Origin of the sequence: Streptomyces sp. NPDC046860, assembly GCF_040645115.1 — a bacterium.
Classification (GTDB): domain Bacteria; phylum Actinomycetota; class Actinomycetes; order Streptomycetales; family Streptomycetaceae; genus Streptomyces.
Genome location: NZ_JBEYXQ010000016.1, coordinates 1 through 14,386, shown reverse-complemented (window position 1 = coordinate 14,386; position 14,386 = coordinate 1). Strand labels below are relative to the sequence as shown.

13 protein-coding genes and 1 pseudogene are annotated in these 14,386 nt (G+C 71.9%); 9 read left to right on the top strand and 5 right to left on the bottom strand.

Annotated features, from left to right (window positions below; all coding sequences use genetic code 11):
- The first annotated feature begins 321 nt into the window (after positions 1-321).
- Positions 322-1,893, top strand: coding sequence for an FAD-binding oxidoreductase (locus ABZ898_RS21840; RefSeq protein ID WP_361661302.1), 1,572 nt, complete (start codon positions 322-324; stop codon positions 1,891-1,893).
- Between the two features lie 59 nt (positions 1,894-1,952).
- Here ABZ898_RS21840 and ABZ898_RS21835 read toward each other — a convergent pair whose 3' ends face one another.
- From ABZ898_RS21835 to ABZ898_RS21820, 4 genes and pseudogenes are all read right to left on the bottom strand, one after another.
- Positions 1,953-2,657 (bottom strand): phosphatase PAP2 family protein, encoded by a 705-nt coding sequence (locus tag ABZ898_RS21835; RefSeq protein ID WP_361661299.1) that lies wholly within the window; start codon positions 2,655-2,657, stop codon positions 1,953-1,955.
- A 229-nt stretch (positions 2,658-2,886) separates the two neighbouring features.
- Entirely contained in the window at positions 2,887-3,888 is a 1,002-nt protein-coding gene (locus tag ABZ898_RS21830; RefSeq protein ID WP_361661296.1) for a bifunctional lytic transglycosylase/C40 family peptidase, read from the bottom strand.
- A gap of 103 nt (positions 3,889-3,991) precedes the next feature.
- Positions 3,992-4,105: pseudogene (locus tag ABZ898_RS21825) on the bottom strand (serine protease); the annotation flags it as partial.
- A 60-nt stretch (positions 4,106-4,165) separates the two neighbouring features.
- Positions 4,166-5,107 carry an oxidoreductase gene (locus ABZ898_RS21820; protein ID WP_361661293.1) on the bottom strand — a complete coding sequence of 314 codons (942 nt, stop codon included), beginning with the start codon at positions 5,105-5,107 and terminating at the stop codon, positions 4,166-4,168.
- Between the two features lie 99 nt (positions 5,108-5,206).
- Here ABZ898_RS21820 and ABZ898_RS21815 point away from each other — a divergent pair, with 99 nt between their 5' ends.
- The 7 genes from ABZ898_RS21815 to ABZ898_RS21785 all read left to right on the top strand — a co-directional run bounded on the left by ABZ898_RS21815 (position 5,207) and on the right by ABZ898_RS21785 (position 13,162).
- Positions 5,207-5,815: a TetR/AcrR family transcriptional regulator gene (locus ABZ898_RS21815; RefSeq protein ID WP_361661291.1), complete on the top strand. Its 609-nt coding sequence runs from the start codon at positions 5,207-5,209 to the stop codon at positions 5,813-5,815.
- A gap of 298 nt (positions 5,816-6,113) precedes the next feature.
- Positions 6,114-6,422, top strand: a complete 309-nt coding sequence (locus tag ABZ898_RS21810; protein WP_003991275.1) for a hypothetical protein — start codon at positions 6,114-6,116, stop codon at positions 6,420-6,422.
- A gap of 137 nt (positions 6,423-6,559) precedes the next feature.
- Complete coding sequence (locus ABZ898_RS21805; protein WP_361661288.1) at positions 6,560-7,384, top strand: hypothetical protein; 825 nt, start codon at positions 6,560-6,562, stop codon at positions 7,382-7,384.
- Positions 7,374-8,693, top strand: coding sequence for a hypothetical protein (locus ABZ898_RS21800; RefSeq protein ID WP_361661285.1), 1,320 nt, complete (start codon positions 7,374-7,376; stop codon positions 8,691-8,693). Before ABZ898_RS21805 ends, ABZ898_RS21800 begins: the two co-directional genes overlap by 11 nt.
- A complete protein-coding gene (locus ABZ898_RS21795; protein WP_361661282.1) occupies positions 8,690-10,249 on the top strand; it encodes an SCO6880 family protein in 1,560 nt (519 codons plus the stop codon). The genes ABZ898_RS21800 and ABZ898_RS21795 overlap by 4 nt, the downstream gene beginning before the upstream one ends.
- Positions 10,250-10,258: 9 nt before the next feature.
- Positions 10,259-11,671 (top strand): ATP-binding protein, encoded by a 1,413-nt coding sequence (locus tag ABZ898_RS21790; protein ID WP_361661279.1) that lies wholly within the window; start codon positions 10,259-10,261, stop codon positions 11,669-11,671.
- 12 nt (positions 11,672-11,683) lie between these two features.
- Positions 11,684-13,162 carry a type VI secretion protein gene (locus tag ABZ898_RS21785; RefSeq protein ID WP_361661276.1) on the top strand — a complete coding sequence of 493 codons (1,479 nt, stop codon included), beginning with the start codon at positions 11,684-11,686 and terminating at the stop codon, positions 13,160-13,162.
- On the opposite strand, the gene ABZ898_RS21780 is transcribed toward ABZ898_RS21785, so the two are convergent.
- Positions 13,151-13,699: a GNAT family N-acetyltransferase gene (locus tag ABZ898_RS21780; protein WP_361661273.1), complete on the bottom strand. Its 549-nt coding sequence runs from the start codon at positions 13,697-13,699 to the stop codon at positions 13,151-13,153. The genes ABZ898_RS21785 and ABZ898_RS21780 overlap by 12 nt on opposite strands.
- A 34-nt stretch (positions 13,700-13,733) precedes the next feature.
- Between ABZ898_RS21780 and ABZ898_RS21775 the strand changes: the two genes are divergently transcribed.
- Positions 13,734-14,282 (top strand): isochorismatase family protein, encoded by a 549-nt coding sequence (locus tag ABZ898_RS21775; RefSeq protein ID WP_361661270.1) that lies wholly within the window; start codon positions 13,734-13,736, stop codon positions 14,280-14,282.
- The last annotated feature ends 104 nt before the right edge of the window (positions 14,283-14,386 follow it).

Here is a 14,386-nt window from a genome sequence, read left to right as displayed (position 1 = left end):
TCGGAAGTTCCTTCCAGGAGCCGCCGCGAAGGGCGGCGTGCGATGTCGGGTGGTACGCGAGTGCATCCTGTCCGCACTCCGCACCGGCTACGGCCGAAATTAGGCAGAACAGGTGAAGCCGCCGATGGCCCGAAGTGAACGAGGGGTGAACCCCTGCCGTCGGCCCGGTGAGGTGACGGAACCCTCACGGCCAGGACACACGGACGTCTCGGCGGTGACGCGTTCCCGCCCCCCGCCGGAACCCGGACCCCCCGCTCGCCGTCTGGCTCCAGGAAGGGCCACCCGGCCCGGTACGGGACAAGTCGAGGGACGGCGAGGGACATGGACCGGCGGACGTTTCTCACAGGCGGTGCCACCGCCCTGACCGCGCTCACCGGATGCGGTGCCGGCGGCGGGGACCTCGCCCGGCCGGGCCCCTCCGGCCCGGGCACCGGCTCCGGCGCCGTCTCCCGGCCCGCCGCGGCCCGTACCGCGTCCGCCCGGGCCGCCGCCGGCTGGGGCGCCCTCGCCCGCGACCTCGACGGCACCCTCGTCCGCCCCGGCGAGGCGGCCTGGACCTCGGCCCGCCGCCTCTACAACACCCGCTTCGACACCCTGCGCCCCGCCGCCGTCGCCTACGCCGCCCACCCCGCCGACATCCGCACCCTGCTCGCCTTCGCCCGGGCCCGCCGGATCAAGGTGGCCATCCGCAACGGCGGCCACTCCTACGCCGGTTACTCCTCCGGCGACGGCCGCCTGATCGTCGACGTCTCCGCCCTGAACCGGGTGAGCGTCTCGGGCGGGCAGGCCGAGGTGGGCGCCGGGGCCAAGCTGATCGACGTCTACCGGACGCTCGCGGCGAAGGGCGTGACCATACCGGCCGGCTCCTGCCCCACCGTCGGCATATCCGGCCTGGCCCTCGGCGGCGGCCACGGCGTCGCCTCCCGCGCCTACGGTCTGACCTGCGACAACCTCACCCAGGCCACCCTGGTCACGGCGGACGGCCGCACCCTCACCGCCGACGCCCACGAGAACGCCGACCTGTTCTGGGCGCTGCGCGGCGCGGGCAACGGCAACTTCGGCGTCGTCACCGGGCTGCGCTTCACCACGCACCCCGCCCCGCAGGCGGTGACCGCCTCCCTGCGCTGGCCGTGGGCGCGGGCGGCGGCGGTGCTCCGGGCCTGGCAGGAGTGGGGCCCCGCCCAGCCCGACGAGATCTGGTCCGCGCTGCACCTCGAACGCGACCGGGGACGCGCCCCGACCGTCTCCCTGTCCTGCTTCTCGCTGGGCAGCCGGGACGACCTGGAGAACGCCGTGGACCGCCTCGCCCACCGCGCGGGCGCCGACGCCTCGGCGGTCACCGTCCGCCGCCGCGGCTACGAGGAGGCGATGGAGGTCTACGCCGGCTGCTCGGCCTTCGCCACCGACGCCCGGTGCCACCTGCCCGGCACCACCCCGGGCCGCTCCCCGAGCGGCGCCCTCGGCCGCGAGACCTACGCGGCCCGCTCCGGCTTCTTCGACCGCTCACTGCCCGAGGCGGGCGTGGCGACGCTGCTGAAGCGGGTCGCCGCGATGTCCGGCGGCGCGGGCAGTGTGGCGCTCACCGCGCTGGGCGGCGCCGTCAACCGCGTCTCCCCCACCGCGACCGCCTTCGTGCACCGCCGCTCCCGGATGCTGGCCCAGTACCTCGCCTCCTGGGAAGCGGGCACCTCCGGCACCGCCGCCCGCTCCTGGCTGGACTCCGCCCACACCGCGATGCGCCCCTACGCCTCCGGCGCCGCCTACCAGAACTACACCGACGCCGCCCTGACCGACTGGCGCCGGGCGTACTACGGCGACGCGGGCACCCGGCTCGTCGAGGTGAAGCGGCGCTACGACCCCGACCGGTTCTTCGGGTACGCCCAGGGCCTCTGACATGCCGGAAGGCCGCGGCGAGCGTGCGCCGCGGCCTTCCGCCGAACTCCGTGCGCCGCCTACGCGGCCAGGTCCTTCTCCCCCGCGCCGGCCGGCTCGCGCCCGCCGGAGAACAGCGCGCCGCCGCGCTCACCGCCCACGGGGCGGCCGCTCACCAGCCATCCCGCGCGCGGGGACCGGGCGATGGCCCGCACCAGCGGGGTGAGCAGCGCCGTCGCGGGCGGGGACAGCAGCAGCGCGACCGCCGTACCGAGGGCGAAGCCGCCGATCACGTCGGTCGGGTAGTGCACGCCCATGTAGACCCGGCAGAAGCCCTCCAGCAGCGCGAGCGCGATACCGGCGATGCCGAAGCGGCGGTTGGCGACGAAGAGGCCGACGCCGAGGGCCATGGTGATCGTCGCGTGGTCGCTGACGAAGGAGTAGTCGCTCTTGCCCGCGATGAGGACCTCGAGCCCCTGGTGGTCCAGGAAGGGCCGGGGCCGCTCCACGAAGCCCCGGATGGGCGCGTTCACCAGCACGGCCACGGCCGCCGCGAGCGGCGCCCACACCAGCGCGGTCACCGACGCCACCGCGTCCGGGCCGCCCTTGCGCCTGACCGTCAGCCAGCACGCCAGGACCAGCAGGACCATCGCCACCGGCAGCCCGTACTCACCGACGAACTCCATGACCCGGTCGAACCAGTGCGGAGCGGCCTTCGCCAGGCCGTTGATGTCGTAGAGCAACTCGACGTCGGGGTTCGATCCGGATTCGGCGAGTACAGCCATGGTGCTGCGGCCCCTTCGTCGTCGTACCGGACGCACCCAGTGTGCGTCGCGCCAACCCCCCGTGTTTCGTAGATCCGCTTCCGGTGCACTGGCGCACTGACGTCTGCTCGGCTACGTGAACAGGAACGCACAGCACCTGTGAATACGTTCCACCTTCCACGGAATGATCACTCAGACGTTATCGAAGAGATACCCGTACACGCAGCTCAGGGGGTGGGTTGACGCTCAGCTACACCCGGGTGGGCAGCGCTTTCGCGCCATCCTCGGTGACCCGGGTGGCCCCGAAGTAGTCACCACCGTCGATCGGGTCGAACCGGATCACCGCGCCGGTGCGCGGCGCGTCGATCATGTAACCGCCGCCGACGTAGATGCCCACGTGGTGGATGGCCCGCGAGTCGTTCGGATCGTGCGAGAAGAACACCAGGTCGCCGGGGAGCAGCTCGCTGCGCGCGGGATGCGGTCCCGCGTTGTACTGGTCGTTCGCCACCCGGGGCAGCTTGATCCCGACGCTGTCGTACGACGCCTGGGTCAGCCCCGAGCAGTCGAAGCGCCCGTTCTGCGCGCTCGTGCCGGTGCCGCCCCACAGGTAGGGGGTGCCGAGCTTGCTCTGCGCGTAGGCGATGGCCCCGGCCGCCTGCCGCGAGGGGTCGACGCGGGCGACCGGCGCGGCGAAGCTCTTGGAGAGCGTCGTGATCGTCTTCACGTAGTTCCGGGTCTCCCGGTACGGCGGCACACCCCCGTACCGGATGACCGCGTACGCGCCCGCGTTGTAGGCGGCCAGCATGTTGGCCGAGACGTCACCGGGAACGTCCTTGACGTACTTGGCCAGTTCGCAGTCGTAGGAGGCGGCCGACGGGATCGCGTCGTCCGGGTCCCACACGTCCCGGTCCCCGTCACCGTCCCCGTCCACCCCGTGCGTCGCCCAGGTGCCGGGGATGAACTGCGCTATCCCCTGCGCCTTGGCGGGACTGCGGGCCCCGGGGTTGAACCCGCTCTCCTGGTACAACTGCGCCGCCAGCAGGGCGGGGTTGATGGCGGGACAGAGATTGCCCCACTTCTGCACCAGGGTCTGGTACGCGGCCGGGACGGCGCCCTTGGCCAGCCCGACACCGCCGGCGGCGATCCCGCCGGCGAGGTTCCCCGCGACGATGTACACCCCGACGACGAGCAGCATCACGAAACTCAGACCGAGCCCGATCGCGGCTCCCCCGGCCACCCATACTTTGCGCACGGGTCAACCCTCCCCCATAACAGGCCGGTTCAAGGCCGCTTTCGGCCCGCGCCCGCGCCGCAGGCCAACAATTCGGCCTATCCACGGCCCCTCCGACGCCCCGTCAGGACCCGGTGGCCCTCCGGTACAGCGCGGCGGCCCCGCTCCCCAGCACCACGCTGCAGGAGACGTCCGCCGTCCGGCCGCCCCGCTCGTACCCGCCGAGCACCCCGACCACGCCGAGCAGCGGGCCGCGAGGTGACCGGGCTCCCCCGCCGGCGCCGGTCCCGCCCCGCGGTCACACCCTGTCGACGTCCCCGGCCGCGGGCGCCCCGAGCCCCCAGGCCACCCCGGTCAGCTCCTCGGACAGCGTCCACAGCCGCCGGGCCGCCACCGGGTCGCTCGCCGCCGCGCTGCGGCCGACCAGGGCGGGGGCGCCGCGCATCTCGCCGAGGCCGCCGGGGCCGACGTAGGACGCGCCCGGCAGGTCCTCGGTGGCCGCGTACAGGGTGGGCAGCGCGCCGCCCTTGTCGTCCTGGGCGAACACCTTGTTGCCGATGCCCATGAAGGCACGGGCCAGCGGGCTGGCCGCGTGGCTCTGGAGGTTGGTGGCCGCGTATCCGGGGTGGGCCGCGAGGGCACGCACCGGCGAACCGGCCTCGGCCAGGCGCCGCTGGAGCTCCAGGGTGAACAGCAGGTTGGCCAGCTTGGACTGGGCGTAGGCGCGGGTCGGGGTGTAGCGGCCGCGCAGGTTGACGTCGTCGAAGCTGATCCGGCCGTCGCCGCCCCGGTGCAGGCCCGAGGAGACGGTCACCACGCGCTCGGTGACCTGGGGCAGCAGCAGGTTGGTCAGGGCGAAGTGGCCGAGGTGGTTGGTGCCGAACTGGGTCTCGAAGCCCTGCCTGGTCCGCCCCTCGGGGAGCATCATCACGCCCGCGTTGTTGACCAGCAGGTCCAGCGGGCGGTCCCACTCCCCGGCGAACTCCCGCACCGAGTCCAGGTCCGCCAGGTCCAGGCGGCGCACCTCGGTACTGCCGCCCGCCCGGCCCGCGGCGGCGGCGCCCCGCGCCAGGTCCCGCACGGCGAACACCACGTGCGCCCCGGCCCGCGCCAGCGCGGAGGCGGCGGCGAAGCCGATCCCGCTGTTGGCTCCCGTCACCACGGCCGTACGGCCGCTCAGGTCGGGCATCCGGTCAACGTTCCACTGGCGCGCGGTGCGCGCTCCGCTCGTCTCGGCCATGCCCCACAATGTAGGCAACGCCAACAATGATGTCAACGACAACAAAGATGCCACCGCCAACAAAGCTGGCGCCGACAACATCGGGATACGATGACACTCATGCCGCGCATCCCCACGAGCCGCCCGTACCACCACGGCGACCTGCGCGCCGCCCTGCTGGAGAGCGCGGAACGCACCCTGCGCGAGAAGGGCGCCGGCGCCCTCTCCCTGCGCGAGCTGGCCCGCGCGACCGGCGTCAGCCACGCCGCCCCCGGCCGCCACTTCAAGGACAAGCAGGCCCTCCTCGACGCCCTCGCCCTCGACGGCTACCAGCGCCTGGACCGCGCCCTGGCCGCCGCGGGCGCCGACGCCCCCGGCGCGGACTTCCAGCAGCACATGACCGCCCTGGCCCGCGCCTACCTCGGCTTCGCCGTCGACAATCCCGAACTGCTGGAGCTGATGTTCGCGCGCAAGCACGACCCCGACAGCTCCGACCGGCTCGCCGCCGCCGTCGACCAGACCCTCGGCTCCCTCACCCGCGCCTTCACCGACGCCCAGGAACGCGGCGAGATCGTCCAGGGCGACCCCGAGCGCATCACCCTCGTCGCCGCCGCGAGCCTGCACGGCCTCGCCGCCCTCATCGCCGGCTGCGCCCTGGACGCCGAGGAGGCCCTCGCCGGGCTCGACACCCACGTCCACCTGCTGCTGCACGGACTCAAGCCCCGCTGACGCCCCGTGAGAACATCGTCTCGACGCCTCACCCGGCCGGCCTCCGGTACCGGCGCCGGGAACTGAAGGATCGTAAGAGGGCTCAACGACGGAACCACGCCACAGGTTTCGCTCTCGCGTCATTGCCCGGCGTGACCTGCCGTGATACACAGAGTGACCGTACGCGCCGAATGTACGAGACCCGCCAGTGAATGCCGCCAAGTCGACATACGAAGGCGTCGTTGTCGGCGACAATGAGTCCTGACCTCTGCACACCGCAGAGGAGCGGCACAACTACCCACCAGGGGCGGTGACTTACATGCTCTTTGCGGCCGACAAGGGAGACATCAACACCATCATCGGCGGGATCGCTCCGGACTGGGGGCCTTTCGGCAGCCTGGGCAACGAGGCGAAGGTGATGATCGAGGTGGTGATGGCCGTCGCCATCCTGCTCTGCCTCGGAATCGCCATCTGGGGCGCGGCCAAACAGCGCATCGGCGCCACCGCGCTGCGGGACACCTTCAGCGCGGAACAGGGCAAGGGACTCATCATCGCGGGTCTCACCGGGGTGTTCATCATCGGCTCCCTCGGCACGCTGTTCACCATCGTGTACGGCATGGCCGTCTGACGCCCCGTCCCCCACCCGTCCGTCGCGTCCACCGGCTGAGGTTGCGTTTCCCTGATGTCGAGTCACCACACCGCGCCCGCGCGCGAACCAGCCCGGCTACCGTCGTATGAACACGAGGCGGAGAGGGCGTACGCGGCATGAGCACCTCAGGCGAGCACGGCTATCCCGACACCGGGCACACCCGCACCCACCTGCCGGAGGGCGACCCCTACGGCGGCGCACCCCGCCGCGGCCCGCGCTCCTCCTCCCGCAGCCTCGTCATGGTCGTCGGCGTGGTGGTCCTGCTCATCGCGGCCATCGCCTTCGCCAACCGGGACAACTCCCCGCCCGACGAGACCCCCGCCCAGGGCGCCCCGAACAACAACGCCGCCGCCCCCACAGCCGCCACGGGCCAGTCCCCGGTCCCCACCACCCAGAACGGCATCCCCACGAACTTCCCCCACACGAAACAGGGGGCGGAGAGCGCGGCGGCGAACTATGCGGTGGCGCTGGGGTCGGCGGAGATGTTCGACACCGGGTGGCGGCACCAGATCGTGGACACGGTCTACGCCGCGAACGCGGCATCGGCCAAACAGTCGGCCATGGACCGCGCCTACTCGGACGAGGGCTTCCTCGCCAATATCGGTCTGGCCAAGGACGGCAGCGCCCCCAAGGGCCAGACGTTCGTCTCCCGGACCATCCCGGTCGGCACCAAGACCACCGCGTCCGCGCAGGACAGCGCCACGGTGGAGGTCTGGTACACCTCGCTGTTCGGCCTGTCCGGCGAGACCTCGAAGAACCCTGTCACCGAGAGCTGGTACACCACGACGTACGAGCTGCGGTGGACCGAGGGCGACTGGAAGATCAACGACTTCCGGCAGAAGGACGGCCCCGTCCCCGTGGGACGCGATCAGCGGGCCTCCACCGCCAACGACATGACGAAGGCCGTCGAGGAGTTCGGAGGGTTCACGTATGCGCGCTAACCACCGCATCCTCAGGTTCACGGCGGTCCTGACGACCATGCAGGCGGCCGCCGTGCTGCTGGCCACCCGCGCCGCCGCAGCGCCCAGCCCCTCACCTAGCCCGACCAACGACGCCTGCGACCTGATCCGCGGCGCGGCCAAGCAGTTCTGCGAAAAAGAGGACAACGGCGGAGCCTCCCGCAAGGGCCTCACCGACAACCCCCTCACCTCCTCCCTCGACCCCCTCTCCTCCCTCGCCAAGGGCTGCGCCGACGCCGCCTCCTGGACGATCGGGAAGCTGAGCGACGCGGTGAAGGACACGGCGAACGTCGACTTCACGAACCAGAAGTTCCTCCAGCAGTACGCCGTCGTCTTCGCCGCCTCCACCATCCTCACCCTGGTCCTGTGGCTCCTCGCCGTCGCCAAGCGCGCGGTGCGCGGCGTCCCCCTCACCACCGCCATCTCCGAAGCCGTCGGCTTCCTCTGGCTCACGGTGCTGGCCTCCGCCTTCACCCCCCTGATCCTCTACACCGTCGTCTCCGCCGCGGACGGCGTCACGGACGTGCTGGCGAAAGCCACCGGCGACCAGGCCGACACGTTCTTCGGCACCTTCTCCGCCGCCCTGGAGAAGGGCGACGACATCGGCGGCGGCCCCATCATGCTGGTCATCGTCTCCCTGGTCAGCATCCTCGCCGCGGGCGTCCTCTGGCTCGAACTCGTCATCCGCGCCGCCCTGCTCTACGTCGGCGCCCTCCTCGGCACCGTCGTCTACGCGGGCCTCGTCGACAAGAACCTGTGGGGGCACGTCCGCCGCTGGGCCGGCATCATGATCGCCGTCATCCTGGTCAAGCCGGTCATCGTCATCGTGCTCGGCCTGGCCGGCGCCCTCGCGGGCGACAACGGCCCGGACGCCTTCTCCGCCGTGGTCTCCGGCCTGTCGATCATCCTGCTCGCCATCTTCGCCAGCGCGATGATCTACCGCTTCGTCCCCGGCTTCGGCGACGACATCGCCGGCTCCCGCAACAACCGCATCATGCAGGGCGCCGAGAACAAGGCCGCGGCCGTCATCAGCTCCCCCGCCACCCTCGTCGCCCAGGGCATCAAGACGCACAGCGCGCGCGCCGACAGCAACGCGGGCGGCGGACAGGGCGCGAGCCAGCCCCGCCCCGCCAACCCGGCCTCCGGCGGCGTCGCCGCCCACAGCGGCCGCACCCCCCAGAGCGCCCCCGCCGCGGCCCCGGCGCCCCGCGCGCCCAGCCCTGCCAACACCCCGCACGCCGGCAACACCCGCAACAGCAGCACCAACCGCTCTGGAGGTGAAGGGCGTTGACGACCGAGGCCCACATGTCCCATCCGGTCACGCCCCGCCGTACGTATCTCATCGGCCGCGCCCGGCCCAACGCGATCATCGGCCGCAACCGCGAGTCCGGTGAGATCGCCCTGATCGTCGCCGGCGCGTTCCTCGGCATGATGTGCGGCCTCCTCGTCCCCGCCCTCCCCCTGCGCATCGCGCTCCTGAGCGGCTTCCCGATGCTCGCGCTCGCCGCGGTCTACGTGCCGTACAAGCGCCGCACCTTCTACAAGTGGTTCGAGATCAACCGCTCCTACAAGCGCACCGTGAAGCGCGCGTCCGTCTACCGCTCGCCCGTCATGGAGTCCGGCACCCGCATGGACGGCCGCGAGGTCGAGATCGGCCCGCCCCCGGGCATCGGCCGCATCACCTGGCTCGCCGCCCCCTTCGGGCCCGACGAGATCGCCGTACTGCTGCACGCGGACCGCAAGACCGTCACCGCCGCCATCGAGATCGAGGGCCCCGGCGTCGGCCTGCGCGACTCCGAGGACCAGGAAGCCCTCGTCGACCGCTTCGGCACCCTCCTCAAGCACGTGGCCAACGGCGACGGCTTCGTCACCCGCCTGCAGATGCTCGCCCGCACCCTGCCGGCCGACCCCGACGCCCACGCCAAGGACGTCGTCCTGCGCGGCGACGGCCGCTCCCCCGAGTGGCTCCAGAGCTCCTACGACCAGCTCCAGTCCATGGTCTCCACCAGCAGCGAGCAGCACCGCGCCTACCTCGTCGCCTGTATGAGCTACAGCCGCGACCTGGCCGCCGAGGCCCACGCCATGGCCCGCGCCGCCCGCCCCCAGGCCGGCCGCAAGCTCGACCGCGACGCCGGACTCGCCATCGTCATGGCCCGCGAGCTCACCGACATCTGCTCCCGCCTCCAGGAAGCCGACATCCGGGTACGCCAGCCCCTCGGCCAGGGCCGCCTGTCCTCCCTGATCCACTCCATGTACGACCCGGACCACCCCATCGACCACATCCAGGCCATGACCCAGCGCAACGCCTGGCCGGCCGAGCTGAACGCCATGGAGCCCACGTACCTCCAGGCCAAGACCCGCGAGTCCACCACCCGCGCCCCCTGGTGCCACGCCACCGCCTGGGTGAAGGAGTGGCCGATGACCCCCGTCGGCGTCAACTTCCTCGCCCCCCTCCTCGTCCACACCCCGGACGTGATCCGCACCGTCGCCGTCACCATGGACCTCGAACCCACCGAGGTCGCCATCGAACGCATGCTGACGGAGAAGACCAACGACGAGGCCGAGGCGTCCCGCGCCGCGAAGATGAACCGCACCGTCGACCCGCGCGACGTCGCCGCGAACTCCCGCCTGGACCAGCGCGGCGAGGACCTCGCCAGCGGCGCCGCCGGCGTCAACCTCGTCGGCTACATCACCGTCTCCGCCCGCTCCCCCGAGGCGCTCAACCGCGACAAGCGCACCATCCGCGCCTCGGCGGGCAAGTCGTACCTGAAGCTGGAGTGGTGCGACCGCGAGCACCACCGCGCGTTCGTGAACACCCTCCCGTTCGCCACCGGCATCCGAAGGTAGAGGCTCTCCATGCGAGATCCGCTGTCCGCCGTCACCGAGGCTTTCACGTCCTTCCTGTTCGGGAAGGTCGAGACCACCCGGCTCCCGGTGCGCACCTCCACCGGCCAGGCCCAGGCGGTCTACCTGCCGACGGCCGCCCCCGGCCTCGGCGACTCCGGCGTCATCATCGGCCGCGAGGTCTACTCCGGGAAGGGCTACATCTACGACCCCTTCCAGCTGTACGGCCAGCAGCTCCCCGCCCCGCACTGGCTGGTCCTCGGCGAGTCCGGCAACGGCAAGTCGGCGCTGGAGAAGACGTACGTCCTGCGCCAGCTCCGCTTCAAGGACCGCCAGGTCGTCGTCCTGGACGCCCAGGGCGAGGACGGCGTCGGCGAATGGAACCTCATCGCGGAGGAGCTGGGGATAACCCCCATCCGGCTCGACCCGACCGCCGCGCTCAACCACGGCATCCGCCTCAACCCGCTCGACCCCGCGATCACCACCACGGGCCAGCTCGCGCTGCTCCGCACGATCATCGAGGTCGCGCTCGGCCACGGCCTGGACGAACGCTCGGGCTTCGCCCTCAAGGTCGCCCACTCCTACGTCAACGAGACCATCGTCGACCGCCAGCCCGTCCTCATGGACATCGTCGAGCAACTCCGCCACCCCGAGCCGGAGTCCGCCGAGGCGATGAACGTCGCCATAGACGACGTACGCGCCTGGGGCCTGGACGTCGCCCTGGTCATCGACCGGCTGGTCGACGGCGACCTGCGCGGCATGTTCGACGGCCCGACCACGGTCGGCATCGACCTGGACGCCCCGCTGATCGTCTTCGACCTCTCGCACATCGACCGCAACTCCATCGCCATGCCCATCCTGATGGCGATCGTCGGCGTGTGGCTGGAGCACACCTGGATCAGGCCCGACCGCAAGAAGCGCATCTTCCTGGTCGAGGAAGCCTGGCACATCATCAACAGCCCGTTCGTGGCCCAGCTGTTCCAGCGGCTGCTGAAGTTCGGCCGACGCCTCGGCCTGTCCTTCGTCGCGGTCGTCCACCACCTCTCCGACGTGGTCGACGGCGCGGCGGCGAAGGAGGCGGCCGCGATCCTCAAGATGGCCTCCACCAGGACGATCTACGCCCAGAAGGCCGACGAGGCCAGAGCGACCGGCCGGGTCCTCGGCCTGCCGCGCTGGGCCGTCGAGATCATCCCGACGCTCACCCCGGGCATCGCGGTCTGGGACGTCAACGGCAACGTCCAGGTGGTCAAACACCTGGTCACGGAGACGGAACGCGCCCTGGTCTTCACCGACCGGGCGATGACCCAGTCCTCCGACGACCTGGCGGCCGACGACGCCCTGCGCGCCGCCGAGCTGGAGGCCGAGCAGCGGGCCGCGGCCTTCGTGGAACAGCATCTGGGCGACTCCGAGTCGACGGTGGCGTAGGGAGAACAGCGCGTGCGAGCGGACCAGCGGGACGGCCGGGACTCCCCGGGGGCGGGCCAGGGCGGCGGGGTCCCGGACGGCCTCCTGGTCGGCCTGCTCGGCTTCCTCCTCGGCATGACGGTGCTGGTGTGGACGGCCACCGGCCTGGCGGCCCTCTTCTCCCATGGCGCCTGGCCCGCCCCGCTCGCCTTCACCCGCACCCCGCTGGCCATACGCCACCTCATCGGCAGCCCGCACGATCTCGCCGGGGCCTGGCCCGACACCCCGCCGGACCAGCTCGCCGGCTGGGGCCTGTTCTGGGGCCTGTTCATCGGCCAGCTGCTGATCCTGCTCGTCCTGACCGTCTTCGTCCTCGGCACCCTCGCCCGCTGGCGCGCGGGCCGGGTACGGCGGACGACCCGACCCCCCGAACCGGCACCGAAGCCAGTCACTGAGCCGGAGCACGCCTCGGCGAAGGCACCCGAGCCGGAGCGGCACGAGGTCCCGGAACCCCGCGCCGCACAGCTGGCCCCGGCCCCGGTCCCGCAGCCCCCCGTGGAACACGTACCCGCCCCGCCTGCGGCCCCCCAGGGCCCCCTGGTCTACGGCACCCCCGAGACCCGCTACGCCTCCGCCCTGACGGCCCTCCAGGACGCCCCGGGCCCCGCCCTGGTCGTCACCTCGAACCCGGCCCTCTGGCAGGACACCAAGGACGCGCGGGCCAAGCTCGGCCCCGTCCTCCTCTACGACCCCACCCACCGCTGCGACACCCCGGCCCGGCTGCACTGGTCGCCCACGGCGGGCTGCGAGGACCGCCCGACCGCACTGGCCCGGGCGACGGCCCTCCTCGCCCCGGTCCGGCCCACGGCCCGCATCGACCAGGCCGTCACCGACACCGCCACCACCCTGCTGCGCAGCTACCTGCACGCCGCCGCACTGGACGGCCGCACGGTCCGGCACGTCCACCGCTGGGCCCAGGGCAACCAGCTCCAGGACGCGGTACGCACCCTGCGCACCCACCCCAAGGCCGCCCCCGGCTCCGCCGGCGAGCTGGAGGCCGCGCTCACCTCGCACCCCGAACGCCGCGACATCGCACAGGAACTGACGAGCCGGGCGCTGTCCGCGCTCGCCACGCTCAACATCCGCGAGTCGTGCACTCCACACCGAACCGACACGCTCGCCCTGGATTCCTTCGTCCACGAGGGGGGCACGCTCTATGTGGTCGGTGAACCCATCGAGGACCCCAGGACACGGCCGGGCGCGATGCCCCTGCTGACGGCCCTCGTCTCCAGCGTGGTCGAGCACGGCCGGCGCATGGCCGAACGGTCATCCTCCGGTCGGCTCGACCCACCACTCACCCTGGTCCTCGACGACGTGGCCGCGGTCGCCCCCGTCCCCGGGCTCCCCGAGCTGCTGACCACCGGCACGGCCCAGGGCCTCCCCACCCTGGCCCTGGTCCGCTCCCGCGAACAGGCCCGCGCCCGCTGGCCGCACGAGGAACTACCGGTCTAGCGCGAACTCCAGCTCCCGCTCGTCCTCGTTCTTCGAGAACGACACGACGTGCCCGGTCGGCTTGAACCCGGCCCGCAGATAGGCGCCCTGGGCCCGCGGATTGTCGGCGTGCACGAAGAGCCGCACCCGCTCCGCCCCCTGCTCCCACGCCCACGCGACGCCCGCGTCGAGCAGCTTCCCGATCAGCCCGTTCCCCCGGTGACCGGGCCGCACGAACACCCCGACGACATGCCCCTGCCGCCGCTCGACCGGGTTCCCCGCCCAGTCCTCACCCCCGGCCTCCTCCATCAGCACGCTCACCGACCCGACCCACTCCCCGTCGGGCCCCTCGGCGACGAACTGCCGCACCCCGCCGCCCTGCGCGGCCCGCTCCTTCCAGAACGCGTCCGGCCGGGCGGCGGCCGTCTCGTACGTCTCCAGGAACGCGAGATGAGCGACAGGGTCCCGCAGCGCGTCCAGCCGCAGCCGCTTCACCTCCTGCCACTCCTCCTTCCGCACACCCCGGACGACATACCCCTGACCAACGTCAACTCCCATGCCGCCCACGGTAATACGCCCCTACTGTGATTCCATGACAATTTTCCCCGACCGCCCGAACACCGCGCTGCTCGTCGTCGACGTGCAGAACGGCGTGATGGCGAACGCGCACGACCGCGACCAGGTGATCGCGAACATCGACTCCCTCATCGACAAGGCCCGCACCGCGGCCGTCCCCGTAATCTGGGTCCAGCACTCGGACGAGGACATGCCACGAGACAGCGCTCAGTGGCAGTACGTCGCCGAGCTGAAGCGGCACGACGACGAGCCCCTGGTCCACAAGACCTATCCGGACTCCTTCGAGGCCACGGACCTGGAGTCCGTCCTCGCGGACCGCGAGGTGGGCCGCATCGTCGTCGCGGGCGCCCAGACGGACATCTGCATCCGCTCGACCCTGCACGGCGCGATCACCCGCGGCTACGACACCACCCTGATCACCGACGCCCACACCACCGAGGACCTGACCCAGTACGGCGCCCCGACCCCGGACAAGGTCATCGCGCACACCAACCTGTACTGGCAATTCCACAGCGCACCGGGCCGGGACGCAGAGGTGGTGAGAACCGCGGACGTCGCCTTTTGAAAAAGGGTGCTGAACGCAGAAAACCCCCGCACCAAAGGTGCGGGGGTTTTCCCTAAAATTAGTTCGGCGGCGTCCTACTCTCCCACAGGGTCCCCCCTGCAGTA

Coding starts and splice junctions, on each gene's coding strand:
- ABZ898_RS21835 (WP_361661299.1), bottom strand. CDS start 2,657: ATGGCTGTACTCGCCGAATCCGGATCGAACCCCGACGTCGAGTTGCTC.
- ABZ898_RS21815 (WP_361661291.1), top strand. CDS start 5,207: ATGCCGCGCATCCCCACGAGCCGCCCGTACCACCACGGCGACCTGCGC.
- ABZ898_RS21840 (WP_361661302.1), top strand. CDS start 322: ATGGACCGGCGGACGTTTCTCACAGGCGGTGCCACCGCCCTGACCGCG.
- ABZ898_RS21775 (WP_361661270.1), top strand. CDS start 13,734: ATGACAATTTTCCCCGACCGCCCGAACACCGCGCTGCTCGTCGTCGAC.
- ABZ898_RS21790 (WP_361661279.1), top strand. CDS start 10,259: ATGCGAGATCCGCTGTCCGCCGTCACCGAGGCTTTCACGTCCTTCCTG.
- ABZ898_RS21810 (WP_003991275.1), top strand. CDS start 6,114: ATGCTCTTTGCGGCCGACAAGGGAGACATCAACACCATCATCGGCGGG.
- ABZ898_RS21820 (WP_361661293.1), bottom strand. CDS start 5,107: ATGGCCGAGACGAGCGGAGCGCGCACCGCGCGCCAGTGGAACGTTGAC.
- ABZ898_RS21805 (WP_361661288.1), top strand. CDS start 6,560: ATGAGCACCTCAGGCGAGCACGGCTATCCCGACACCGGGCACACCCGC.
- ABZ898_RS21780 (WP_361661273.1), bottom strand. CDS start 13,699: ATGGGAGTTGACGTTGGTCAGGGGTATGTCGTCCGGGGTGTGCGGAAG.
- ABZ898_RS21800 (WP_361661285.1), top strand. CDS start 7,374: ATGCGCGCTAACCACCGCATCCTCAGGTTCACGGCGGTCCTGACGACC.